This is a genomic window from Flavobacterium hibernum (assembly GCF_000832125.1).
Classification (GTDB): domain Bacteria; phylum Bacteroidota; class Bacteroidia; order Flavobacteriales; family Flavobacteriaceae; genus Flavobacterium; species Flavobacterium hibernum.
In genome coordinates, this window is the sequence record NZ_JPRK01000002.1 from 109,226 (window position 1) to 134,731 (window position 25,506).

Annotated in this window: 18 protein-coding genes; 12 read left to right on the forward strand and 6 right to left on the reverse strand. The window is 33.7% G+C overall.

Annotated elements, in window-relative coordinates:
- Nucleotides 1-362 precede the first annotated feature (362 nt).
- The 12 genes from IW18_RS00505 to IW18_RS00560 all read left to right on the forward strand — a co-directional run bounded on the left by IW18_RS00505 (nucleotide 363) and on the right by IW18_RS00560 (nucleotide 18,977).
- Nucleotides 363-2,546, forward strand: coding sequence for a glycoside hydrolase family 3 N-terminal domain-containing protein (locus IW18_RS00505; RefSeq protein ID WP_052480024.1), 2,184 nt, complete (start codon nucleotides 363-365; stop codon nucleotides 2,544-2,546).
- Nucleotides 2,547-2,695: 149 nt separating this feature from the next.
- Nucleotides 2,696-4,954 carry a GH92 family glycosyl hydrolase gene (locus tag IW18_RS00510; RefSeq protein WP_052480050.1) on the forward strand — a complete coding sequence of 753 codons (2,259 nt, stop codon included), beginning with the start codon at nucleotides 2,696-2,698 and terminating at the stop codon, nucleotides 4,952-4,954.
- 323 nt (nucleotides 4,955-5,277) lie between these two features.
- Nucleotides 5,278-6,183, forward strand: coding sequence for a metallophosphoesterase family protein (locus IW18_RS00515; protein WP_041515628.1), 906 nt, complete (start codon nucleotides 5,278-5,280; stop codon nucleotides 6,181-6,183).
- Between the two features lie 134 nt (nucleotides 6,184-6,317).
- A complete protein-coding gene (fucP, locus tag IW18_RS00520; RefSeq protein ID WP_084607879.1) occupies nucleotides 6,318-7,607 on the forward strand; it encodes an L-fucose:H+ symporter permease in 1,290 nt (429 codons plus the stop codon).
- Nucleotides 7,608-7,623: 16 nt separating this feature from the next.
- The gene (locus tag IW18_RS00525; protein WP_041515629.1) at nucleotides 7,624-9,279 is read left to right on the forward strand and encodes a UxaA family hydrolase; all 1,656 of its coding nucleotides are present in this window, start codon (nucleotides 7,624-7,626) and stop codon (nucleotides 9,277-9,279) included.
- 330 nt (nucleotides 9,280-9,609) lie between these two features.
- Nucleotides 9,610-10,374 carry an SDR family NAD(P)-dependent oxidoreductase gene (locus tag IW18_RS00530; protein WP_041515630.1) on the forward strand — a complete coding sequence of 255 codons (765 nt, stop codon included), beginning with the start codon at nucleotides 9,610-9,612 and terminating at the stop codon, nucleotides 10,372-10,374.
- 6 nt (nucleotides 10,375-10,380) lie between these two features.
- Complete coding sequence (locus IW18_RS00535) at nucleotides 10,381-11,118, forward strand: (Fe-S)-binding protein (protein WP_041515631.1); 738 nt, start codon at nucleotides 10,381-10,383, stop codon at nucleotides 11,116-11,118.
- 322 nt (nucleotides 11,119-11,440) lie between these two features.
- Nucleotides 11,441-12,814 (forward strand): lactate utilization protein B, encoded by a 1,374-nt coding sequence (locus tag IW18_RS00540; RefSeq protein WP_041515632.1) that lies wholly within the window; start codon nucleotides 11,441-11,443, stop codon nucleotides 12,812-12,814.
- 18 nt (nucleotides 12,815-12,832) lie between these two features.
- Complete coding sequence (locus IW18_RS00545) at nucleotides 12,833-13,417, forward strand: LutC/YkgG family protein (RefSeq protein WP_041515633.1); 585 nt, start codon at nucleotides 12,833-12,835, stop codon at nucleotides 13,415-13,417.
- A 60-nt stretch (nucleotides 13,418-13,477) separates the two neighbouring features.
- Nucleotides 13,478-14,332: a fumarylacetoacetate hydrolase family protein gene (locus IW18_RS00550; protein ID WP_041515634.1), complete on the forward strand. Its 855-nt coding sequence runs from the start codon at nucleotides 13,478-13,480 to the stop codon at nucleotides 14,330-14,332.
- Nucleotides 14,333-14,777: 445 nt separating this feature from the next.
- The gene (locus IW18_RS00555; RefSeq protein ID WP_041515635.1) at nucleotides 14,778-16,415 is read left to right on the forward strand and encodes a beta-N-acetylhexosaminidase; all 1,638 of its coding nucleotides are present in this window, start codon (nucleotides 14,778-14,780) and stop codon (nucleotides 16,413-16,415) included.
- Between the two features lie 234 nt (nucleotides 16,416-16,649).
- Complete coding sequence (locus tag IW18_RS00560; protein ID WP_041515636.1) at nucleotides 16,650-18,977, forward strand: glycoside hydrolase family 20 protein; 2,328 nt, start codon at nucleotides 16,650-16,652, stop codon at nucleotides 18,975-18,977.
- A gap of 301 nt (nucleotides 18,978-19,278) precedes the next feature.
- Here the strand turns inward: IW18_RS00560 and IW18_RS00565 are convergent, their stop codons facing one another.
- The 6 genes from IW18_RS00565 to IW18_RS00605 all read right to left on the reverse strand — a co-directional run bounded on the left by IW18_RS00565 (nucleotide 19,279) and on the right by IW18_RS00605 (nucleotide 25,206).
- A complete protein-coding gene (locus IW18_RS00565) occupies nucleotides 19,279-19,776 on the reverse strand; it encodes a hypothetical protein (RefSeq protein ID WP_041515637.1) in 498 nt (165 codons plus the stop codon).
- Between the two features lie 559 nt (nucleotides 19,777-20,335).
- Complete coding sequence (locus IW18_RS00575; RefSeq protein ID WP_041515639.1) at nucleotides 20,336-20,812, reverse strand: SMI1/KNR4 family protein; 477 nt, start codon at nucleotides 20,810-20,812, stop codon at nucleotides 20,336-20,338.
- 196 nt (nucleotides 20,813-21,008) lie between these two features.
- A complete protein-coding gene (locus IW18_RS00580) occupies nucleotides 21,009-21,647 on the reverse strand; it encodes a hypothetical protein (protein WP_041515640.1) in 639 nt (212 codons plus the stop codon).
- 6 nt (nucleotides 21,648-21,653) lie between these two features.
- The gene (locus tag IW18_RS00585) at nucleotides 21,654-21,941 is read right to left on the reverse strand and encodes a deaminase domain-containing protein (RefSeq protein ID WP_316931562.1); all 288 of its coding nucleotides are present in this window, start codon (nucleotides 21,939-21,941) and stop codon (nucleotides 21,654-21,656) included.
- Nucleotides 21,942-22,266: 325 nt separating this feature from the next.
- Nucleotides 22,267-22,905 carry a hypothetical protein gene (locus IW18_RS00595; RefSeq protein ID WP_123902589.1) on the reverse strand — a complete coding sequence of 213 codons (639 nt, stop codon included), beginning with the start codon at nucleotides 22,903-22,905 and terminating at the stop codon, nucleotides 22,267-22,269.
- A 309-nt stretch (nucleotides 22,906-23,214) separates the two neighbouring features.
- On the reverse strand, nucleotides 23,215-25,206 hold the full coding sequence (locus tag IW18_RS00605; RefSeq protein WP_041515645.1) for a GAF domain-containing hybrid sensor histidine kinase/response regulator: 1,992 nt from the start codon (nucleotides 25,204-25,206) through the stop codon (nucleotides 23,215-23,217).
- Nucleotides 25,207-25,506: the final 300 nt, after the last annotated feature.

A 25,506-nucleotide genomic window follows, 5' to 3' on the forward strand; every position in this document is an offset into this window, starting at 1 on the left:
GAAAATTATCAACTTCACCTTTTTTGTAGCGTTAGATTATATAACTTCAATTTAGTATTGCATTTATTTAAGTGAGATATTTCGTAAGAGATATCTCTTTTTTATTTTTTAACATAAAGTAAGGGCAATTGCAATCTAAATTTAGATAAAATCGGAGTATTATTTAATCAAAAAGATATTATATCTTTAAATTTCTGAAATATTTCAAATTAAGCAACAGCGAAGAATGTTTATTATTTGAATCAAAGTAAGTTATAGTTTTTTTAAACAATTGGTATAACCGAATTTTACAGCCACTTGCTTGAATTGATAAAACGATTTAGTAAAAAAGAAACACACTAATAAAATTAAAAATCTCAATAATGAATTGTTTAAGAAATCACCGATTTGTACTGTTTTTTTGTTTCTGTATTGGAATTACTTCTGCACAGCAAAAAACATATCCCTATAAAAATCAAAATTTATCGATAGATAAAAGAGTCGACGATTTACTGAAACAATTAACTATTGAAGAGAAAATCTCTTTATTAGGATTTGAAAGCAAAGCCGTAAAACGATTAGATATTCCGCAGTACAATTGGTGGAACGAATCGCTGCACGGAGTAGCAAGAGCTGGAAAAGCAACCGTTTTTCCGCAAGCTTTAGGAATGGCAGCTTCTTTTAATGATAATTTATTAAATGAAGTAGCAAATGCAATTTCGACCGAAGCCAGAGCCAAAAATAATATGGCTGTAGCCAAAGATCGTCGTTTGCAATATATGGGACTGAATTTCTGGTCACCAAACATTAATATTTTCAGAGATCCGCGTTGGGGAAGAGGACAAGAAACCTATGGCGAAGATCCATTCTTGACCGGAAAAATGGGAACTGCTTATGTAAAAGGTTTGCAGGGAACAGACCCAAAATACATGAAAGCGGCAGCTTGCGCCAAACATTTTGCGGTACACAGCGGCCCTGAAAAAAACAGACATTCAATTGATGTTATTGTAGATGAAAAAGATTTGAGAGAAACTTATTTATATGCTTTCAAAAAATTAGTCGATGCCAAAGTAGAAACCGTAATGTGCGCTTATAATCGTGTAAATTCAGAACCTTGCTGTACAGGTAAAACATTATTAAAAGACATTTTGCGCAACGAGTGGAAATTTGGTGGTCACGTTGTTACTGATTGTTGGGCGCTTCAAGATATTTACGAAAGTCATAAAACCTTGCCAAACAGTGTAACCGTTGCTGCCGAAGCAATTAAAGCCGGAGTAAATATGGATTGCAGCGGATTGTTGCAAAAAGATGCGATCAACGCCTTGAATCAAAAACTAATTACCCAAAAAGATATTGATAACGCCCTTGCGCCAACCTTGCGTACACAATTCAAATTAGGATTTTACGACAAAGCCGAAGATAATCCGTATCGAAAATATGGTATAGACAGTATTGCAAATACGTATCACAGAAATCTAAGCCGAAAAATGGCAGAACAAAGTATGGTTCTATTAAAAAATGGCGAAGTAGGAGATAAAAAAACAAAACTGCTTCCGCTGAAAAAAGAAGATTATAAATCGATGGTTGTAGTTGGGCCAAATGCAGCTGCACTAGATGCTTTATTGGGTAATTATCACGGAATCACAGATAAAGCCGTAAATTTTGTAGAAGGAATTGCAGGAGCTGTAGATCCTGATACCCGTGTAGAATATGATATGGGTTGCGATTTTACCGATACCAAAAATTTCGGTGGAGTTTGGGCAGCTTCTATGGCTGATTTGACGATTGCTGTAATTGGTTTTACACCAGTTTATGAAGGTGAAGAAGGCGATGCTTTTCTTGCCGATGGAAAAGGCGATAGAAAAAACATGGATTTACCGGCTTCGCATATCGCATACATAAAAGCACTTCGTAAAGGAACGAAATCGCCACTTGTAGCAGTAGTAACAGGCGGAAGCGCAGTTGATATTTCGGCAATTGAGCCTTATGTCGATGCAATCGTTTTTGCTTGGTATCCTGGCGAACAAGGCGGAACTGCTTTGGCAAATCTTCTTTTCGGGAAAGTTTCTCCATCAGGACATTTACCTGTTAGTTTTTACAAATCATTCAGCGATTTACCTGATTACAACAGCTATGCAATGGCAGGCAGAACCTACCGTTATTTTGATAAAGAAGTGCAATATCCATTTGGATTTGGACTAAGCTATACCACTTTTGGATACAATTGGATTCAGAAACCAGAGAATACAAAAACAACATCAGATAAAATTTCGATGCAAATCAAAATTGATAACACAGGAAATTATGATGCCGATGAAGTTTCTCAAGTATATATAGAATATCCAAATGTAGATAGAATGCCATTGAAAGAATTAAAAGCTTTTAAAAGATCATCAATTACTAAAGGAAAATCTCAAATTGTTACATTAGAAATTCCGTTGCAAGAACTTCAAAAATGGGACGATACAAAAAAACAATTCAAAATCTACGAAGGAAAATATAACGTAAAAATTGGCTCGAATTCGAGAGATGCAATGTTGGAGACGAGTTTTGAAATTGTGAAGTAGGGAGAAGAAAGATTATAGAAGCAAGAGTAAAGATTATAGAGTAAATAAGCTCAGGTTTGCTCTGCTAAAAATTCGTGAAAATTCGTGTAATTCGTGGCGGAAAAAAAATCAGATGTTACGACAGATTTATATATCAAATTAAAAAAAATATGAATAAAAATTTAAAATCAACATTTTTTGCAATTTTAGGCGTTTGCTGCCTGCAAGTGCAAGGGCAGACTAATAAACAAAATTTAACGCAATATGTAGATCCGTTTATTGGAACAGGATTTCACGGACACGTTTTTATGGGGGCAAATGTTCCTTTTGGAGCAGTTCAGTTAGGACCAGTCAATATCTCGCAAGGTTGGGATTGGTGTTCAGGGTATCATTATTCTGATCCAACAATTATCGGATTTTCGCACACGCATTTAAGCGGAACCGGAATTGGAGATCTTGGAGATTTACTTTTTATGCCTGCTGTTGGTAAAATCAACTTAAAAAAAGGAACTGCCAAAGACATGGATAACGGTTATATTTCAGGTTTCGATCATAAAGATGAGGTGGCAAAACCGGGTTACTACTCAGTTATTTTAAAGAAAAACGGAATCAAAGCCGAAATGACAGCTTCGGAAAGAGTTGGTTTTCAAAAGTATACTTTTCCTGCTTCAGACAAATCACACATCATTTTAGATTTGGTTGAAGGAATTGGTTGGGACAAAGCAGTAGATACTTATATCAAAGTAAAAAATGATACTTTGATCGAGGGATATCGTTTCTCTAAAGGTTGGGCGGCAGATCAACGTATTTATTTTGCCGCAATTTTATCAAAACCGGCTAAAAAAATCCAATTGTACAATAATACAAGAGAGATGATCAATAAAGTGGTTTTGGGAGATAGTGCCAAAGCAGTACTTCAGTTTTCGACTTTAAAAGATGAAGTGATTAAAATTAAAGTGGGAATTTCGACAGTAAGTACAGAAAACGCTTTAATGAATATTAAGAAAGAAATTTCAGGCTGGAACTTTGAAAAAGTTGCCACTCAAGCAGATGAAAAATGGAACAAAGAGCTAAATAAAATACAGGTAAAATCAAATGATATTGCCAAAATGAGAACTTTCTACACCGCATTATATCACACCATGATTGCGCCTTCGATATATAACGACAGCAATGGCGATTATTACGGTTCAGACAAACAAGTGCATAGAGCGGCAGGATTTACCAATTTAACCACATTTTCGTTGTGGGATACTTACAGAGGAGCAAACCCTTTGCTTACTTTAACACAAACAGATAAAGTTTCGGATATTGTTAATTCCATGTTGGCAATTTATAAAGAAACAGGACATCTTCCAGTTTGGCATTTAATGGGGAACGAAACCTATTGTATGCCAGGAAACAGCGCCATTCAAATTGTTGCCGATGCGTATTTAAAAGGTATCAAAGGAATTGACGGAGAATTGGCTTTTGAAGCGGTAAAAGCAACTGCAATGCAGGACGATCGCGGGGTTAATTTTGTAAAAAAGTTAGGGTATATTCCGGGAGATAGTTTAAGAGAATCAGTATCTTATGGTATGGAATATGCAATTTCTGATGGCGCGATTGCGATGATGGCAAAAAAAATGGGAAAGACAGAAGACTATAATTACTTCTTTAACCGTTCAAAAGCTTATAAAAAATATTACGATCCTTCAGTTGGTTTTGTACGCGCAAAATTAAGCGATACAGAATGGAGAACACCATTCGATCCCTTTAAGTCAATACATGAAAAAGGCGATTTCTCTGAAGGAAATGCATGGCAATATACGTGGTTAGTACCTCAGGATGTTGAAGGACTTATTGCAATGCTTGGTGGAGAAAAACCATTTACAAAAAAGCTTGATACTTTGTTTAAAATTACTGGCGATATGGGAGCGGAAGCTTCAAGTGATATCACAGGTTTAATTGGTCAATATGCACACGGAAACGAGCCGAGCCATCACATTACATATTTGTATAATTTCGTAGGACAACCTTGGAAAACAGCAGAGAAAGTACGTTACATTTTGGATAATTTATACAGCGATAAACATGATGGATTGTGCGGAAATGAAGATGTTGGACAAATGTCAGCTTGGTATATTTGGAGTGCAATGGGAATGTATTCTGTAAATCCATTCAACGGAATTTATGTTTTTGGAAGCCCGAGTATGGATCAATCCACATTAAATTTAGCCGATGGTAAAAGCTTTACTGTAAAAGCTTTAAACAACAGTACAAAGAATATTTATATTCAAAAAGCGACTTTAAACGGAAAGTCTTATACACAGAGTTATATTCTTCATTCGGACATTATGAAAGGTGGCGAATTAATTTTTACAATGGGAGATAAGCCTTCTAAAACTTGGGGAGTTGCTGCAAAAGACAGACCTTATTCAGTCAAATAAATATTGAATCGCTAGGTGTAAATAATTTTAACACATAGAAACATAGACTTGCAGTTCTTTAAAAAGGCGTTTCACTTTTTTAAAGTATACATAGGTTGCTATGTGTATGAATAGCGTCCAGCTTCAGCTGGATGTTAATAGTAAAAATGATATTTAGGGCTTTAGCCAAAATTTAAGAGTTTGGCTAAAGCCCTTTTTGCTGCCAATTTATTCCTCCAGTTAAAACAGGAGGCTATTTAATCATGCAAAAAAAATAGATTTTAAAATAAAATCTGCTCAATCTGCTAGATCTGCGAGAGAAATTATAACACACAAACTACAAAATGAAAAGAAGAGATTTATTAAAATACATTGGATTAACAGCGGGTACTGTAGCTTTGACTGGTTCGACTTCTATTATTTCTGCAGCAGAAAAAAGCACTAAATCCAAAAGAGTTTTACGCATTGCACATATTACCGATGTACATATTCGACCAGAAGAAAATGCACCAGACCGTTTTGAGAAATGCTTAGAAGAAATCAAGAAACACAAAGTCGATTTTTTTCTCAATGGTGGAGATTCCATTTTTGCAGCAGATTATGATAATATTACTCGCGAAAGAGTAAATGAATTGTGGAAAATTTGGAATGATACAACCAAAGGAATCAGTGGTTTTGAAATGCACAGTTGCCTCGGAAATCATGATATGTGGTGGGCTGCCCCAAACAAGCAAGACAAAATGTATGGGAAAGATTATGTTGTAAAGCAATTAGGAATTCCAAACCGCTATTATAGTTTTGATAAAAAAGGATGGCACTTTGTAATTTTAGACAGCAATAATGGCGGAGGTTCATTAGACGATGAGCAGCGTTTATGGCTAGAGAAAGATTTACAAAGTATTCCTGTAGGTATGCCAGTTGTTTGCATGAGCCATTATCCTATTCTTGCGGTATGCACACATGTTGATGGAGGAAACCATACCGATTCTAAATACATCAGCGATCTTTTTTATAAACACAAAGACAAAAAAATAACCTGTTTAAGCGGACACATTCATTTAAAGGATGAAGCCATTTACAACAATGTGCATTATTATTGTAATGGTGCTTTGAGCGGTTTTTGGTGGGAACCTGGCGATAAAGACTCAGCAGGAAAAACCTATTACAAACAAACACCGCCCGGTTATGCAATTATAGATCTGTTTGAAGACGGATCAGTTGTAAACCAATACTTTCCACATTCTTTTTAAATCCACCTTTTTTTTGTTTAAAATTATCATAATAGACAATTAATAATTAAACAAGGGTAATATTGAATTAATAATTATACTTTAAGTATTATATTTTTATAATCGCAAAAAAGTATAATTTTAATAAAAAGCATATGGCATTAATAACGCAGTTGGATGTTCAAAAAGAGACTGGTACAAAAGAAAATAAGAAATGGCTTTTTCCTTTTATATTAGTTACCAGTTTATTCTTTTTCTGGGGATTTGTACACAATCTAGATCCAATACTAATTCCACATTTACGAAAAGCATTTAATCTTACAGATTTAGAATCATCTTTAATAGATTCATCTGTATTTATAGCCTATTTCGTTATGGCATTGCCTGCGGGATATATTATGCGAAAATACGGTTACAAATCAGGCATAATGATTGGGTTAATACTATTTGGTATTGGTTCCATTTTATTTGTTCCGGCCGCAAATTCACTACAGTATATTTACTTCTTGGGAGCTTTATTTGTTATTGCCTGCGGACTTACATTTTTAGAAACAGCAGCAAACCCGTATGTAACCATATTAGGTCCGGCAGAAACAGCAACCAAAAGATTAAATTTCTCACAATCATTTAACGGATTGGCCGCTTTTATTGCTCCGGCTTATATTGGTCCAATGATTTTATCAGGAAAAAATCTAACACAAACCCAAATGGATGCTATGGCACCGGCAGAATTACACGCTTATGTTTTAGAAGAAGCTGCAAGTGTAAAAATGCCGTATTTAGTTTTAGGACTAATTATTTTGGCAGTAGCAGTGTTGTTTTATTTTACCAATATGCCCGATGTAAAAGACGAAGATAAAGAAGGAGCAGATGGCGCAAGTTTTGTTGGAGCTTTAAAATCAATGCGTTTGCGTTGGGGAATATTAGCACAGTTTTTTTATGTGGGAGCACAAGTTTGCGTTGCAAGTTTCTTTATTAAAATGGCAACCACTTCGGCAGGTCTTGAAGAAGGTGTTGCAGCCAAATATTTGGGCTTTTTTGGATTAGCATTTATGCTGGGGCGTTTTGCAGGAACATTCTTTATGCAATACATTCAGCCTAGAAAATTATTAATCATTTATGCCATAATTAATATTTGTCTATCAATTCTGGCCATAGTAGGAACAGGAATGATTGTAGTATATACTTTAATCGCAATAGCCTTTTTTATGAGTATCATGTTCCCAACCATTTTTTCAATGGGAATTGATGGACTTGGACACAACACAAAAATTGGTTCTTCATTAATCGTAATGTCAATTGTTGGCGGGGCATTGCTTCCTCCGGTTTTAGGATTGATTTCAGATATTACAGGAAGTATTCAGTACGGTTACGTAGTTCCGTTAACCTGTTTCTCAGTAATTCTATTGTTTGCATTTAACGGACATAAAACAAATAAAGCATAAATTCTATTTATATAATATGTTAGAAAACGGAAGTAAAAGATTGGTAATAAAAATGCACCCAGATGATAATGTACTGGTGGCTTTAACAGATTTGTCTAAAGGAGAAAGTGTAGTTTTTGAAAATGAAACTTATATACTACAAGACAATATCAAGGCAAAGCATAAATTTTATACAACCAATTTGAAAGCAGGAGATGAAATTATTATGTACGGCGTTTTGGTTGGAAAAGTACAATGTGATGTTGCAAAAGGAAGTTTAATGACGACCGAAAATCTTAAACATGCAGCAGAACCTTATAAATATCGTCATGTAGATTTTGAATGGCAGGCACCAGATGTTTCCAAGTACAAAGGCAGAACTTTTAACGGATATAAAAGAAATGACGGTCGTGTAGGAACTGCCAATTATTGGTTATTTGTACCAACAGTATTTTGCGAAAACAGAAATCTGGATGTCATACGCGAAGCTTTACACAACGAGTTAGGATATTCCGTGACCGATAAATATACACAATACACCCACGCTTTACTTGAAGCTTATCAAAATGGAAAAAGTTTGGACTCAATAGACGTTCAATTAACTCCAGAGCCTTATACAAACAAAGTTTTTAAGAATGTAGACGGTATAAAATTTTTAAATCATCAAGGAGGTTGCGGAGGTACACGCCAAGATTCGGCTACATTAAGTGCTTTACTAGCATCGTATGCAAACCATCCAAATGTAGCAGGAATAACCGTGCTTAGTTTAGGATGTCAGCATTTGCAAGTACAGGATTTTACAAACGACGTCAAAAAACAAAACCCATCTTTTGATAAACCGTTGTATATTTTTGAACAACAACAATCAAAAAGCGAAGAACAATTAATTGCGGATGCCATTAAAAAAACATTCGAAGGATTAATCGAAATAAACAAACAAGAACGAACTCCGGCACCATTAAGCGAATTATGTTTAGGAGTTAAATGTGGAGGAAGTGATGGTTTTAGCGGAGTTTCGGCAAATCCCGCAGTTGGTTATACATCAGATTTATTGGTCGCTTTAGGAGGTAAAGTATTACTGGCAGAATTTCCGGAATTGTGCGGCGTCGAACAAAATCTTATTGATCGTTGTACATCCGAAGAAACAGCCAAAAAGTTCATTGATTTAATGCAATCATATGATGCATTGGCGCATAAAGTGGGTTCAGGATTTCATATGAATCCATCACCTGGAAACATTAAAGATGGCTTAATAACCGATGCAATAAAAAGTGCCGGTGCAGCCAAAAAAGGAGGAACAGCACCAGTTATAGATGTACTCGATTATACAGAACAAGCTACAAAAGCAGGTTTAAGTTTAGTTTGTACACCAGGAAACGATGTAGAAGCCACAACAGGAAAAGCAGCATCTGGAGCCACACTAATATTGTTTACAACAGGATTAGGAACACCAACAGGAAACCCTGTTTGTCCCGTAATCAAAGTTGCCACAAATTCGGTTTTAGCCAAAAAAATGAGCGACATAATAGATATTGATTGCGGTCCAATTATTAGTGGCGAAAAAACCATTGAAGAAATGGGCGAAGATATATTAGAATATTGTATCAAAGCAGCCAGCGGTGAAATTATTCCAAAAGCAGTACTATTAAATCAAGACGATTTTATTCCGTGGAAACGAGGAGTATCATTGTAAAGATGAAATTTTTAAGGTTAGAGATTGAATAAATAAAGTATAAACTAAAACGTTTGGTAATAATTCAAAAAAATATCTAACACATAAAAACATAGATTTTAGCTGTAAAGAAAGAATTTAAAAAGAAATACATTTCTTTATATAATTGGCTTTATGAATTGTCACCCTGAGCGATCCCGAGGCTTCGGGAGAAGGGCGTTCCAATTGGTACGTGGGCTTCGACTTCGCTCAGCCTGACAACGACTTCGCTCAGCCTGACAAATGGTTATTAAAAATCTATGTTTCTATGTGTTAAATTAATTAAACCCAACGAATCAAATATTAAATTATATGTTTTCATTACAAAACAAAAAAGCAGTTGTTACTGGTGGCGGAAGCGGAATAGGAAAAGCAATTTCGGTTTTATTTGCAAAACAAGGAGCCGAAGTTCATATTGTCGAATTAACAGAAGAAAGTGCTAAAAGCGCTGTTGATGAAATAAAAGCAAATGGAGGAAAAGTATTTTCGCATGCTTGTAATGTTGCCAACCAACAAGAAGTAACCGCAACATTCGAGAAAATCGGAAACATCAATATTTTGGTAAACAATGCCGGAATCGCTCACGTAGGTAAAGTAGATACGACACCCGAAGCTGATTTTGACAGAGTAATGAGTGTGAATGTAAAAGGTGTATACAATTGTTTGCATGCTTCAATACCACAATTTAGAAGTTCTGGTGGAGGTGTAATTGTAAACATGGCATCGATTGCAGCGTGGGTAGGAATCTCAGATCGATTTGCATATTCTACAGCCAAAGGTGCTGTAATGGCAATGACCTTATCAATTGCGAGAGATTATATGAGCGAGAATATTCGTTGTAATTCAATTTCTCCGGCACGTGTACATACGCCATTTGTAGACGGATTTATTGCCAAAAATTATCCGGGTCAAGAAGCAGAAATGTTCGAAAAATTATCAAAATCACAGCCTATCGGACGTATGGCAAAACCAGATGAAGTTGCAGCTTTAGCTTTGTTTTTATGCAGCGATGAATCTGGTTTTGTTACCGGTTGCGATTATCCTATAGACGGAGGTTTTATAAAACTAAATAATTAAAGTAGAATGAAAGTTGCCTTATTCATACCCTGCTATATAGATCAGTTTTACCCCAATGTGGGTATTGCTACGCTGCAATTATTAGAAAAGCTGGGGTGTGATGTTGCTTTTCCTTTAGAACAAACCTGTTGCGGTCAGCCAATGGCCAATAGTGGTTTTGCCAGTTTAAGCAAAGGCTGCGATAAAAATTTCGTTAAAAATTTTGCAGGATTCGATTATATAGTAGCTCCATCCGGAAGTTGCGTTTTGCACGTAAAAGAACATTTACATGATGACGAAAATCCGCAAGAAGCCTTACAGATTCGTAACTCCGTTTATGAACTTACAGAGTTTTTAGCAGATGTTTTAAAAGTAGAAAGTATTGATGCTAATTTTCCTTTTAAAGTAGGATTGCACAATAGCTGTCACGGACAAAGAGGATTACATCTTTCGTCAATGACAGAAAGAGTTTTACCTGAATTTTCGAAACCAGAACAATTACTAAAAATGGTGAAGGATATTACGTTAAGTAAGCCAAAACGAAATGACGAATGTTGTGGTTTTGGAGGTACTTTTTGTGTATTTGAAGAAGCAGTAAGCGTAAAAATGGGCAAAGACAGAGTAAAAGAACACGAAGATAATCAGGTAGATTATATTACCGGGGGCGATACCAGTTGTTTGATGCATTTAGAAGGAATATTAAAGCGACAAGGCAGTAAAACAAAAACAATTCATATTGCTGAAATATTGAATGGTTTTTTATAAAAAAATACACATAAAAACATAGGTTGAAGCCGTGGAAATGAAATTCAAGAGAAACATATTTTTTTTAGGATAGCAACCTCATGATTCTTTTGAATGAATGAAACGTCTTTATGAAATTTTAAAATCTATGTTTATGTGTGTTAATGAATAGCATCTAGCTTTAGCTGGATGTAAAAGATAAAATTTAGATTTGGGCTTTAGCCAAAATGAATAAGTTTGGCTAAAGCCTGAATCGATTACCATTTTTTCGCCTCCAGTTAAAACTGGAGGTAATTCAAATAACACCTGAGCGACAAGTAATATACAGAATAAATAAAAAAGTATGACGGTAAAACATGCTGCATTAGCGGAAAAGTTTATAGCAGACGAGCCTAGAACCAATTGGCACGACGAAACCTTGTGGTTTGTTCGTGAAAAAAGGGACAAGGCAGCGCATGGTTTACCAGAATGGGAACAATTAAGAGAGTGGGGATCGCAGATTAAAAATGCGACACTTTCTAACCTTGCCAATTATTTAAAAGAATTTGAAGCAAAAGCCACAGCTAACGGCATAACAGTTCATTGGGCATCAGATGCCAAAGAACACAATGAAATTGTTCATAAAATCATCAAAAAACACGGTATACAGAAAATTGTGAAAAGCAAGAGCATGCTTACCGAAGAATGTCATTTGAATGAATATTTACAGCATAACGGAATAGAAGTAGTTGATACTGATCTTGGAGAACGTATTGTTCAATTTAGGAAAGAACCGCCAAGTCATATTGTACTGCCTGCAATTCACTTAAAAAAAGAAGATGTAAGTGCTACTTTTCATGAGCATTTACAAACCCAAAAAGGAAACAATGATCCGCAATATTTAACTGAGGCAGCGAGACAACACTTGCGCAATAAGTTTGTAGAATCAGATTTAGCAATTACCGGAGTTAATTTTGCTATTGCAGAAACAGGAGGCTTTGTAGTTTGTACCAATGAAGGAAATGCCGACATGGGAGCACATACCGCACCTGTTCATATTGCGTGTATGGGTTTTGAGAAATTAATTCCAAAAGCAGAGCATCTATCAGTATTTTTGAGATTATTAGCCAGAAGTGCCACAGGACAGCCAATTACAACCTATTCAAGTCATTTTCATAAACCAAGACCCAATCAGGAAATGCACATTGTTATTGTAGATAATGGTCGCAGTAAACAATTGGCAAGAGAAGATTTTAGAAACTCCTTAAAATGCATTCGCTGTGCCGCATGTTTCAACACTTGTCCAGTATATCGCAGAAGTGGCGGACATAGTTATCACACAGCAGTTGCTGGCCCAATTGGCTCTATTCTGAATCCAAATTTAGATATGAAAGCCAATGCCGATTTGCCTTTTGCATCAACCTTATGCGGAAGTTGCACGAACGTATGTCCGGTAAAAATCAATATTCACGAACAATTGTGGAAATGGAGACAAGTAATTGTCTCAGAAGGTTATGTTGCAGGAAGTAAAAAAATTAGCATGAAAGGAATGGATTTCTTGTTCTCGAATCCTAAAATCTATCGTTTGATGGGTAAAATGGGAAGAAAGAGTATGCAGCTATTTCCCTTTATGGTCAATAATAGATTTAATATTTGGTTCAAACAAAGAGAAATGCCAACTCCTCCAAAAGAATCTTTTAGAGATTGGTATTTAAAAAATAAGAAAAGCCAAAATTAAAAATAAGAGAATAAAAAAATGAGTGCAAGAGAAAACATATTGAATGCCATAACAATGAATCAGCCTGAATTTATAGAGATTCCTGTTATTGATAGCAGCGTTGTAATTCAGTATGATGATGTGTACGCGCAGTTTAAAACGGTTTTGGAAAGTATTGGTGGAAAAACCGAATTGATTACAGATATTACAGCGCTAAAAGAACAATTAACCGCTGAGAAAGAGAATGGGAGTTTTGTAGTAAATACAATTTCTGCACTTGGTGAAGTCGATGAACAAGTTGCTTTTTTATCGGCATCTGAATTAGAAAAAGTAGAAAAAGCTTATATAAAAGGCACAATTGGAGTAGCCGAGAATGGTGCGATTTGGGTTTACGAAAGTCAAATGATAAACAGGCTTGTTCCCTTTATTTGTCAGCATTTGGTTTTAGTAATCGAGAAAAAGAATATAGTAAATACTTTGCATCAGGCCTACGAAAAATTAGACGTGTCAAAAGAAGGATTTGGTACTTTTATAGCAGGGCCATCCAAAACAGCCGACATAGAACAATCATTAGTAATTGGAGCGCATGGAGCAAGAAGTGCAATGATTTATGTAATTGAATAAGCAATAATAATTATTGTTTGAAAAAATAAGACGAAGTATAATATATTAAATAAGAATAAAATGAAACTAATACGATTTGGAGAAGCTGGTAAAGAAAAACCAGGTATTTTAATTGACGAAAAAAGATTTGATGTATCATCAATTGTTACAGATTACAATGAAGCTTTTTTTGAAGAAAACGGATTAGAGAAATTAAAAAAAGCATTAGAAAGTAATCCAGAATTACCAGAAGTTGATGTTAATGTACGTTTAGGTTCTCCGGTGGCAAGACCTTCAAAAATAATTTGTATTGGATTAAATTATGTAGATCATTGTTTAGAAACCAATGCGCCAATTCCGGCGGAGCCAATTATCTTTTTTAAGTCAACTACATCTTTATGTGGACCTAATGATAATTTGATTATTCCAAAAAACAGTGAAAAAACAGACTGGGAAATTGAGTTGGCTTTTGTAGTAGGGAAAAAAGCAAGCTATGTCGAAGAAGCCGAGGCATTAGATTATGTTGCAGGTTACGCTTTACTTAACGATTACAGTGAAAGAGCTTTTCAGATCGAGCGTGGCGGACAATGGGCAAAAGGAAAAGGAAGCGACACATTTGCTCCACTTGGACCTTTTTTAGCAACTCAGGACGAAATTGAAGATGTAAATAATATACCAATGTGGTTAACTGTAAACGGAAAAAAATTCCAAAACAGTAACACCTCAAACTTGGTATTTAAAATTCCATTTTTAGTGCATTATTTAAGCCAGTTCATGACATTACTTCCTGGTGATATCATTAGTACAGGAACTCCTCCGGGTGTAGGTTTAGGAATTAAGCCAGAACCAATTTACTTAAAAGCAGGAGACGTAGTCGAATTAGGAATGGATGGTTTAGGAAGCAGTAAACAACACGCTGTAGCGTATACAAAATAGATTAATGTAATCCGTTATTATAATATATTAGAACAGAGCTTTAAATCAAAAGTACAAGGAGCTTTTGATGAAGATCTAAAAAATAGTCACATATAATAACCACAATATTGTCATCCCGAGGAACGAGGGATCTCCGTGAGTAGCTCGACAAAGATTGGTAACTTATTTTGAGGAGTTTCTTGTGGAGATTGCTTCGCCAATTCGCTAACGCTCGTGTCCTCGGGATGACAAAAATGCGCAAACCATTTTTGAAGATAAGCTTTTGCCAAAATTCCTTGCTTTGCTGATTTTGAACAAAAAGTATATTTCTTTTTTAGACTTAAAATCTATCCTGATTGTTATCGGGATTAAAATATTAAGTAAATTTATTATGCTTTGTTTTTAAGGTGTTATCGTACACACGACAGGATTTATAGTTTTAACAATAATTAATTCAATAGAAAATATGGTGAAGTCATTTCTTTTTTCGCTTCTTTTATGCAGTACATTGTCGTTTGCACAAGAAGTAAATATCATTCCGCAACCGGTGAAAGTGGTTAAAAATGCGGGAAATTTTGTGATTAACGCGCAAACTAGTTTAGTGGTGACCAATAAAGAAGATAATGCTACGGCGACTTTTTTAAACAGTTATTTGTCAGATTACTATGATTTTAAATTACCTGTTGCTAAAAAAGCCAGTAAGAACTACATTAAATTAGGAAGTCTTAAAAATATAGCAGGACTTAAAGGCGAAGGTTACAGTTTAATATCAGATAAAAATGGTGTTGAAATTATAGGGAATTCTCCAATAGGAACTTTCTACGGAATGCAAACGCTTATTCAGTTATTGCCTGCAGAAAAAAGTAATAGCCTAGCTATTGCATCAGTAACAGTAAAAGACGAACCTCGTTTTGCTTACAGAGGAGCTATGCTCGATGTTGGACGTCATTTTTTCTCAGTAGCATTCGTTAAAAAATACATCGATTATTTGGCATTGCATAAATTGAATTATTTTCATTGGCATTTAACCGAAGATCAAGGATGGAGAATTGAAATTAAAAAGTATCCAAAACTTACCGAAATTGGTTCAAAGAGAAACGGAAGTATCATAGGCAGATATCCGGGTAAAGGAAGCGATAATACACCAGAAGGTGGTTTTTATACACAAGAAGAAGTAAAAGATATTGTAAAATATGCTTCTGACAGATTTATTACTGTAATTCCAGAAATCGAAATGCCGGGACACAGTGGTGCTGCAATTGCTGCTTATCCTGAGTTAAGCTGTTTTCCTAACCAGAAAACCAATCTTCCTGATAATATGATTTCAGATAAGAGTAAACAAGAAATGGCAAACGGAAGAAATAAAATTGTTCAGGAAACTTGGGGCGTACATGCAGATGTTTTTGTTCCGACTGAAAATACGTTTAAATTTCTAGAAGATGTTTTGGATGAAGTAATTGCTTTATTTCCGTCAAAATACATTCACATTGGAGGAGATGAAGCTCCAAAAGATGCTTGGAAAAAAAGTGAATTTTGCCAAAAAATGATAAAAGAAAAAGGCTTAAAAGATGAGCACGGTCTGCAAAGTTATTTTATTCAAAGAATAGAAAAATATGTGAATGGAAAAGGAAGAACCATAATAGGCTGGGATGAAATTTTAGAAGGAGGTTTGGCACCAAATGCAATCGTAATGAGCTGGCAGGGAGAAGCGGGTGGAATTGCTGCTGCAAAAGAAAATCATCAGGTTATTATGACGCCGGGAAGCCACGTTTATTTAGATCATTCGCAAACCAAAAACGAAAAAGAAGTTACAATTGGTGGTTTTTTACCTTTAGAAAAAGTATACAGTTACGAGCCAATTCCTAAAGAGTTGAACGAGCAACAAGCAAAATATGTTTTAGGAGCGCAAGGAAATGTCTGGACAGAATATATGGCAAATCCTGCCAAAGTAGAGTATATGATATTCCCGCGTTTAAGTGCTTTAAGCGAAGTATTATGGTCGCCAAAAGAGAGTAAAAATTGGACTGAGTTTCAAACAAAAATTGAAACCATGAAAAAAAGATATACAATGTGGGGAGCCAATTATTTTAAAGAGCAATACTAGCGTTAAATAAAGAAAAGACAGCTCAATTTAGGTTGTCTTTTGTTTATTTGCCTAGTTTATTTCACGCAGATTCTGCAGATTAAAGCAGATTTAAACTAAGATATTATGAATAATAATCTGCACTTATCGACTTAAATCTTTTTAAATCTGCGTGAAAAAAAACAAAAACATAGGAAACTATGTGTTTAAATAAAATAACCACAACGCTTAACTTTTAGCTAATTATATCAAATAATGAAGACCAAAAAAATAACCACAAACTTAATTTTAGCTGTTGCATTGGTATTTTCGATGCATTTACAAGCACAAAAATCGGTTCATATAATACCAAAGCCCGTAAGTTTAGAAATCAAACAAGGCAGTTTTTCCTTTGATAATTCTACCGTTATAAAAGTAGATAAGAAAGATGCAGCAGCCGAAAAAGTAGTTCACTTTTTTAAAGAATATGTAAAACGAGTTACAGGATTTGAATTAAACAATACCAAAACAAGCGGAAAAGAAATTGTATTTAGTATCGAAAAAATCAATGAAATTGGAGACGAAGGATATTTACTTTCTGTAAATCCTAAACAAATTCATATCAAAGCCAATACATCAAAAGGCTTGTTCTATGGTGTGCAATCTTTATTGCAAACATTGCCTTTTAGCCGTACAAATGATTTGGTTGAAATTCCGAGCATGGAAATAAAAGATTATCCACGTTTTCAGTGGAGAGGAATGATGCTTGATGTAAGTCGTCATTTTGCTTCGCCGGAATTGGTAAAAGAATTTATCGATTTATTGGCAGCGTATAAAATGAATGTTTTTCATTGGCATTTAGTCGATGGAGCAGGGTGGCGTTTAGAAATTAAAAAATATCCAAAACTTACCCAACAAGCCGCTTGGAGAGTTGATGATTGGGGAAAATCGTGGAATTGGGCTGAAATAGAATTTAATGCCGACAGAAATAAATCGACTTACGGTGGATATTACACTCAGGAACAAGCCAAAGAAATTGTGGCTTATGCCAAAGCAAGAAACATTACAGTTGTACCAGAAATTGAAATGCCTGGTCACTCTGAGGCTGCAATGGCGGCGTACCCGGAACTTTCGTGTAATTCTAAAAATAATTTTGCACAATCAGGAAATTTTTTAGCCAGTAAAGTCGAAAGTAATTATTGTGCAGGAAACGATCAGGCTTTTAAATTCTTGGAAGATGTACTAACAGAAGTAATGGCAATTTTCCCTTCAAAGTATATTCATATTGGAGGAGATGAAGTAGACAAAACAAGCTGGAAACATTGTGTTAAATGTCAAGCGAGAATGAAAACTGAGCAATTAAAAGATGAGAAAGAATTGCAAAGTTATTTCATTCGCAGAATGGAAAAGTTCTTGGTTTCGAAAAACAGAAAAATGATTGGTTGGGATGAAATTCTAGAAGGCGGATTGGCTCCGGAAGCAACTGTTATGAGTTGGCGCGGTGAAGCCGGCGGAATCGAAGCGGCTAAAATGGGACATGATGTAGTTATGACTCCAGGTACTCCTTATTATTTTGACCATTATCAAGGCGATCCTGAAACAGAACCTCTTGCAATTGGAGGATTTAATACCTTGAAAAAAGTATACAATTACGACCCAATTCCCGTAGAATTAACCTCAGAGGAAGCTAAACGTGTTTTGGGCGCACAAGCCAATTTATGGACAGAATATATCACGACAGCAGAACATGTTAAATATATGATTCTGCCTCGTATGCTGGCTTTGGCAGAAGTATTGTGGTCTAAAAAAGAGCAACGCGATTGGAACAATTTTGCCGAACGTTTACAGCCACATTTAGTTGGGTTTGAGCAAAGAGGAATCCGTTATTCAAAAGGGAATTTCAAAGTAGATATAAAACCAGTTGTCGAAAACAATAAACTTTTTATTGAACTTGACACAGATCAAGTTGGTGCCCTAATTTATTATACAACAGATGGAAGTGCTCCATCAATAAGTAGTTTAAAATATGAAAAACCATTTGTGGTAAATAGTTCTATGACCGTAAAAGCAATCACAGTTTTAAACAATAAAATATTGAGTGCAAAACCTGCAGAACAATCTTTTACGTTTAATAAAGCTACGGGAAAAACAATAAGTTACACAAATGCCAGCAGCACTCATTATCGCGCTAATGGAGTTAATACTTTAATTGATGGTTTTAGAGGTACAAAAGACATAGGTAAACAATGGCACGGATTTAACGAAAATGATTTAATTGCCACTATAGATTTGGGAGCTAGTACACCAATAAGCAGTATTACTTTGGGCTGTATTCAAAATTGGAGCCAATGGATATTTTTGCCACAATATGTAAAATTCGAAATATCGCAAGATGGTATCACTTTTAAAGAAGTAAAAACAGTAACAAATGCTATTGCAGCCTCTGAAAAAGACATTCAAATAAAAGACTTTACGGCTCAGTTTGCAGAGCAAAAAGCGAAGTTTGTGCGCGTTACAGCCAAGAATTTAGGTCAGTGTCCAAAAGGTCATCCGGGAGAAGGACAATCGGCGTGGTTATTTGTGGACGAGATTATGGTTGAATAATTATTTCAAATTTTACTTTATATAAACAATAAACCTCGCAATTTGCGAGGTTTATTGTTTATATTCTTTATGCGATTACTGTTATTACAAAATTAAAGCATACTTGTTTTCTATAAAAGTACCCGATAGCGTGGATTTGCAATCCTTGCCCGCAACAGTAAGACACAAAACAAATCATTACAACAAAAGTCACGCAAATTAATGCGCTTTTTTTTTTACAAGGAAAACAAACCAATCTTTGCGTGCACGGATTGCAAATCCGCGCTATCGTTTCGGAGGTAAATCCGCGCGATCGGGATAATTATAAAATTTGGACATTTGGATTTGAAATGGGCTGGTAGCCGATGAAATTTACATTTCCTAATACATTCGGATAGGCGTCGTTTAGTAAATCAATAAATAAATTTAATAGATTTACTAAACTTGTTGTTTTTACAGGGATTGACCAATTCATCAATTTAAATGACGGATCATTTTTAGCATTTTCAAATTCATTAAGACTAACAACTGAAATTTCATTTCCTAAAGATTGAATTAATATTTTAGCTTGGTTAAATATTTCAATTATTGTTGCTTTGTCTGTATCGTCGGATATATCATCAAATACTATACTTACAAAACTTAAGCATTCTCCTGTTCTATTTAGATCAAAATCAATATACATATCTTGAATTTCTTTAGAATATGTATGTAGTCCATTTGCTTCAAAAACTTGGCAAATATATTGACTTACCAATTGAATAAAATTTGGATTAATCCAAAAAGACTTATCTTTTCTCTTTATTAGCACTTCACTCATTATTATAGTTTTATTCGTTAATTAGTATAAAATAATTTGGGTTATTCCTTAAGTTTTTATAAAAATAATTAGGGTCGTTTAATTTGTTTAAAATTAAATTCTTAATTATAGGGTCTTTATCTAAATACCCAGATAGCGCGGATTTGTAATCTGTGCCCGCAACAGTAGGACACAAAAGAAATCATTAAAACATAAGTTACACGAATTAATATGCTTTTTTATATTTACAAAACGAACAAACCAATCTTTGCGGGCACGGATTGTAAATCCGCGCTATCGTTGCTGAGATATATCTGTGCGATCGGATGTTTTCGTTTTCTGGTAAAATCTTTTTGATTCACTTTATAATCTGATATTATTTTTTCACTAAAAATCTCTTCTCGCAATTTTTTAATTATCAAAATTGAATTTTTTGCCATATCTAAATCTGTAAAATTACAGAACAAATACAAGAAAAATAATACAATTAAATTAATCTAAAACACCTTAAAACGCCTAAAATAAATCGATTAACGCCTTAACTTAATGACATTGCGCTCGCGCCAGCGGGGTATTTTCTTTAAAAAGGATTTTCTCCTCTTTTTATCCGTTCAATACCATTATCGACTAGATTCTTTATTGTCAAATTACTTAAGCGACTAATCCAGCTATCATTATTACTGTAAGGGTGTGCTTCATAAATTGCTGGATTGTAACCATCATCTAAGTAAATAAATAAAAATTGACTTCCTCCATATACATCAAAAGCATAAAATGGTCGTGAAATTGTTCTTTTGTTTTCTAACATATCTTCCCTAACCCACTCTTGCAATTCTTGCTGAGTTTCATTTATTCCATAATCACAAACATAACAATCATTACCAGCTAAAAACAGTAATTCTTTTAGAACTTTTGGAAATGGGTTACCACTATTGTAAAGTTGTTCTAAATGCTCAATTTCTTCGATAGAAATTGGCTGAATAGTAGCTTTGTAATCTTTGTCATATGGATATGCGGAAGGATTGTCTCTTAAATATTTTAAAAAGTTTATTTCCATATTTATTGTTTTATTAATTCTTTGACAACGGGCATCATTTTTGCTTTTTTATGAGCAATAAATTTAATTTCTAATCTCTAAAACCTTTATAAATTAGATAGATAATTTTTAGAACAAAAACAACTTTGCGTTCACGAGCGAGACGCTTGCGCCAGCGGGGCTAAACACTGTGCAAGATATACCTAAGATTTCTTAATTAGTTTCTTCTTTCATCATCTAAATAAATCTTATAACCTAAACAAAAAATATCTACTAGAGATGCTTTTGTAACTTCAATTGTTGCAAAGTATAATTGATCAATCAATTGTATTTCAGATACAAAGAAATTAGTCTTATAGTTGAAATTATATTCAGCTACTGAAGTTTCGATTGAAGTGGGATCATCTATATCAATTGTAAATTGTTTTTGGTTATCAATTATTTTGTTTGATTCAGATGAAACATTTAAATTTTTAATCTTTCTTATGAAATTATCAAAATAATCTTTAGGAAAATTGATCAACTTTTTTTTATCATCCTTGTTCAGTTCTATTTTTTCATTATCAGTTCCTAAAAAAAATGGAATACCTGTGAAATTATTAATGCTTGATCTTTCATTTATTCTTTTTTCAATATCCTCATTCCAATGAAAAGCAGAAAAACATAAACCACCTCCTAATGAATAAATTCCTTTATAATCTAAATCATCAATATTAAGTTCGTAATTTTCCTGATTATTAGTAAAAGATTTTTGTAATGAATAGGATAAATTATATAATCTGTTTTTTATTTCTAGTCTATAATTGAAAGGTTCATATATTAGACTGTCAAAAATAATTTTAAAACTTTTACTCATAATTAATTATATTTTAGTTGCGTCAATTAGAACAATATTAATTTTTGGAAACATTTTATTAAATTGTACAACAATACCTTGACAAGATGTACAATATGCATTTTCAGATATTATCTTTAATGTGCCTTCATAGTGAAGAAATTGGTCAGTGATTTTTGCATTAGGTTCTAAAGATAAAGCAAGTTTATTTAACATTCTAAATTCCGAATCAGTGTTTCTAGTCCATTTTACATCTAAAGGCGTAAAAATATATGGCTCTGTGTTTGCAATTTCTGATTTAATACTTCTAAATATTCTGGTTTTTTATGAGCAATAAATTTAATTTCTAAAATCTTATTTTCTGAATTGGCATATATTTTGGCAGGCTTGTAAAAATTTTTGCCCCTGTTGTCACGGGCGTATCGCTCTTGCATATGCCATAATATCAATTAGATAATGTTGAGTTTTTTTCAAGAAGTGATAGGGGGAACTTATGAATTTTAGTTTCCTGAATTATTGAAATATATTTTTTTGGAGTTTAAGAGATTTGCTTTTCTCTTTTAATTTAACAACAACTCAAAGATCTTTTTTCTTTGAGTTGTTGTTATGTAAATCTATTTTAGGAACGAGACAACAATTGTTAAATGTTTTCATTTGGTAAAAATGGTAAAGCTGAATGATAATATTCGTGCTCATTCCACGAAAAAAAAGCTTGAATATCAATATCATCAATAAAATCTTGAGGTTTTGAACCCATTACTTTGTCAAAATAAATTTCATTAGGATCTTCAATCCTGAAGAGACTACCATCTGCATTATATTTGAATTTAAATAATATGTCAGTATTTTCATCATCATGTATGTTCTGATAAGCTATTTTTATTGCTTCACCTTTTATTTCTTCCGTTTCAAGATTAAGTTGGCAATAAAAAACTTTACGGTTTTTATTGTCTAAAACTCTTTTTCCTTTAAAATATGCTATACCATCAGAATTTACTGCTTTCCAATCCCATAAAGTAAAAATTCCATAAGTTTGTTTGTTAAAGTGAAAATACCATCTTTGTTTTTTATTTATGCAATACTCTTGTATTAAATCATCAATATTTTCATTATCTTCAAGATAGTATTCTCCATCAGCTAACAGTTTATCTTCAAAATGTTCCACCATTTTCAATTTATTATCAATAATTGTTTTTAAACTATAATCTGATAATGATGAAAGTTGAATTTTGTTTATTTCGTTTCCATAAATATTATAAATTTTTTTTTGAGTTGCCATATTTTTATTTTTAATAATCAAATTTTAGTTTTGGTTTTAAATCAAATTTTCCTTTGGTCTTTACAATAGCAAAATTTATTTTATCAGGATCAAATTTTGTGAAATTTTTACAAGAGTTCGTGAAACTACCCAGATAGCGCGGATTTGTAATCCGTGCCCGCAACAGTAGGACACAAAACAAATCATTAAAACAAAAGTCACACAAATTAATGCACTTTTTTATATTTACAAAGAAAACAAACAAACCTTTGTGGGCACGGTTGCAAATCCGCGCTATCGTTGCTGAGATAAATTTGCGCAATCGGGTTTCTATAATAGTTCCTTTAAAATTTTAATAACTTCTGTAATTTCACTGTGAAAAAAGTTTATTTTTTCTGCAGTTTCAGAACTAAATCGCCCCAGTTTAGCTTCTTCTTCAATAATAGTTAAATAGTTACTAAGATCTTTTAGCATAAAAATGTCAATACTAGATCTCATATTATGTGCAAGATCTCTTACGGCATTATAATCATTATTCTGAAATGCTTTTTCCAGTTGAACTGCTTCATTTGGAATTTTTTCTACAAAAAGATTAATCATTTCCTGTTTAAAACTGGCATCTCCATAAGACATTTCTTCTAAGAAAGACAAATCTACCTTTCTTTTCTGGAGGGGATTACTTTCTTTGGTTAAAACACTTTTTATCATTTCTAAAAGTGCAGTTTGCTTAAAAGGTTTTGGTACATAACCATTCATTCCTATCTTAAAACAAAGTTCTTGTTCTCCTACAAGCGAATGCGCGGTCATAGCAACTATAGGAATCTTTAAATTCATTTCATTTCTAATGTATTCGGTAGTTTGATAACCATCTTTTACCGGCATCTGAAGATCCATCAAAATCAGGTCATATTTATTTTTTGATAAATAATCAATTCCTACCTCTCCATTTTCGGCAATGTCCAACTCAAAACCAAAATTATGCATAACGCTTTTTACTAGTTTTTGGTTTAATACATTATCCTCGCAAAGAAGTATATTTAGTTTTCCTAAACTATTGCTTGATAATTGTTCTTCTTTAGCCTCAATTTGCGCCGTTTTTTTATAGTTTAAAATGAAGAAAAATTCAGAACCACGACCTTCTTTACTTTTTACATGAATTTCTGAGTTTTGCAGATTTACCAATTGTTTTACGATATTAAGACCTAGTCCTGTACCGCCAAACTTTCTGGTAGTGCTTTCTTCTGCTTGGGTAAATCGTTCAAAAATAGTTTTAAGTTTGTCTTCGGGTATACCAATTCCAGTATCTTTAACAGAGAACTTGAGCGAATAATTATCGGCACTTTCGGCTACTTTTTTTACAGAAATAGTTACTTCGCCATCTTCGGTAAATTTAAGTGCATTACCTGTAAGATTTACTAATATTTGATTTAATCTTCCCTGATCTCCAATTACATTTTCGGGCATATCGGCATCCAGAAAAAGATTGAATTCAACATCTTTTGGAACTTTAATTTTTAGTAAGTCGTAAACATGTTTAAGGGTATTTTTTAAATTGAAAGGATAGGATTCGATAGTTAAATGACCAGATTCTAATTTAGAAAGATCCAGAATATCATTTATTATTAAAAGCAGGTTTTCTTCGGCAATCTGAACACTTTCGATATAATCGCGCTGAATACTATCAAGTTGTGTTTGTGCCAAAAGATCTGTAAAACCAATAATGGCATTTAATGGAGTTCTAATTTCATGACTCATATTGGCCAAAAAACTATCTTTTGCAAATACTGCACGATCGGCAATTTTTTTGTGAGCCGCCAGATCAATATTTTTGGTTATTAATTCTAATTGATTGATAACGTGTTTACCAATTATCGAAAGTGCATTGCGCTGATCATCATTTAGCTCTTTAGAAACATGATCTATTGCGCAAATTGTTCCTATGTTATATCCGTCAGGTGTTGTAAGCGGAATTCCTGCATAGAATCTCACTTTAAAACCTCCTGTGACATTAGGATCATTTTTAAATCTTTCGTTTGAATGCGTATCAGATATTTCAACCATCTTCGATTCCATGATGGTATATCGGCAGAAACTGATTTCTCTTGGAACTTCTGTAACTCCAATTCCAATTTCAGATTTAAACCATTGTCTGCTCTCGTCTATGAATGAAATGTGTGCAATGGGCGTACCGCATATGTATGAAACGAGTTTTGTAGCATCATCAAAAGCATTATCTGGTAATGTGTCAAGTATATTGTAGCGTTTTAATGCTGCCAAACGTTGTAGTTCGTTGTGTGGTATAGGTTGTTCTAAAGTATTCATTATATTGGGGCGTAAAATGCAAAAAAAATATAATTATTTCAAAAAAATAGATTCTGCAAATGTACCTAAAGATTTGTTCTTTTTTCTACTGGTGTCCTTAAAAGGAAAAGATATGAATCTTAAAATTTGAAAGTTTATTTATTTTACGAATTTTTGTTAAGATAAATAGGATTTTTTTTATCGTTTCTCAGATTTTAAAAGTTTAAAATCCAAATATAAAAAAAGTCCTAATTTTCATTAGGACTTTTGGTATGGAGAGTAAGATTCGAAGCATAAGCTTGAACACCACACATCCTATTT

What these genes read in the sequence shown, in the direction of transcription:
- IW18_RS00515 (WP_041515628.1), top strand. Translation starts at nt 5,278, where the DNA reads ATGAAAAGAAGAGATTTATTAAAATACATTGGATTAACAGCGGGTACT.
- IW18_RS00560 (WP_041515636.1), top strand. Translation starts at nt 16,650, where the DNA reads ATGAAGACCAAAAAAATAACCACAAACTTAATTTTAGCTGTTGCATTG.
- IW18_RS00530 (WP_041515630.1), top strand. Translation starts at nt 9,610, where the DNA reads ATGTTTTCATTACAAAACAAAAAAGCAGTTGTTACTGGTGGCGGAAGC.
- IW18_RS00525 (WP_041515629.1), top strand. Translation starts at nt 7,624, where the DNA reads ATGTTAGAAAACGGAAGTAAAAGATTGGTAATAAAAATGCACCCAGAT.
- IW18_RS00510 (WP_052480050.1), top strand. Translation starts at nt 2,696, where the DNA reads ATGAATAAAAATTTAAAATCAACATTTTTTGCAATTTTAGGCGTTTGC.
- IW18_RS00575 (WP_041515639.1), bottom strand. Translation starts at nt 20,812, where the DNA reads ATGGAAATAAACTTTTTAAAATATTTAAGAGACAATCCTTCCGCATAT.
- IW18_RS00580 (WP_041515640.1), bottom strand. Translation starts at nt 21,647, where the DNA reads ATGAGTAAAAGTTTTAAAATTATTTTTGACAGTCTAATATATGAACCT.
- IW18_RS00605 (WP_041515645.1), bottom strand. Translation starts at nt 25,206, where the DNA reads ATGAATACTTTAGAACAACCTATACCACACAACGAACTACAACGTTTG.
- IW18_RS00565 (WP_041515637.1), bottom strand. Translation starts at nt 19,776, where the DNA reads ATGAGTGAAGTGCTAATAAAGAGAAAAGATAAGTCTTTTTGGATTAAT.
- IW18_RS00545 (WP_041515633.1), top strand. Translation starts at nt 12,833, where the DNA reads ATGAGTGCAAGAGAAAACATATTGAATGCCATAACAATGAATCAGCCT.
- IW18_RS00595 (WP_123902589.1), bottom strand. Translation starts at nt 22,905, where the DNA reads ATGGCAACTCAAAAAAAAATTTATAATATTTATGGAAACGAAATAAAC.
- IW18_RS00505 (WP_052480024.1), top strand. Translation starts at nt 363, where the DNA reads ATGAATTGTTTAAGAAATCACCGATTTGTACTGTTTTTTTGTTTCTGT.
- IW18_RS00535 (WP_041515631.1), top strand. Translation starts at nt 10,381, where the DNA reads ATGAAAGTTGCCTTATTCATACCCTGCTATATAGATCAGTTTTACCCC.
- IW18_RS00550 (WP_041515634.1), top strand. Translation starts at nt 13,478, where the DNA reads ATGAAACTAATACGATTTGGAGAAGCTGGTAAAGAAAAACCAGGTATT.
- IW18_RS00555 (WP_041515635.1), top strand. Translation starts at nt 14,778, where the DNA reads ATGGTGAAGTCATTTCTTTTTTCGCTTCTTTTATGCAGTACATTGTCG.
- IW18_RS00540 (WP_041515632.1), top strand. Translation starts at nt 11,441, where the DNA reads ATGACGGTAAAACATGCTGCATTAGCGGAAAAGTTTATAGCAGACGAG.
- fucP (WP_084607879.1), top strand. Translation starts at nt 6,318, where the DNA reads ATGGCATTAATAACGCAGTTGGATGTTCAAAAAGAGACTGGTACAAAA.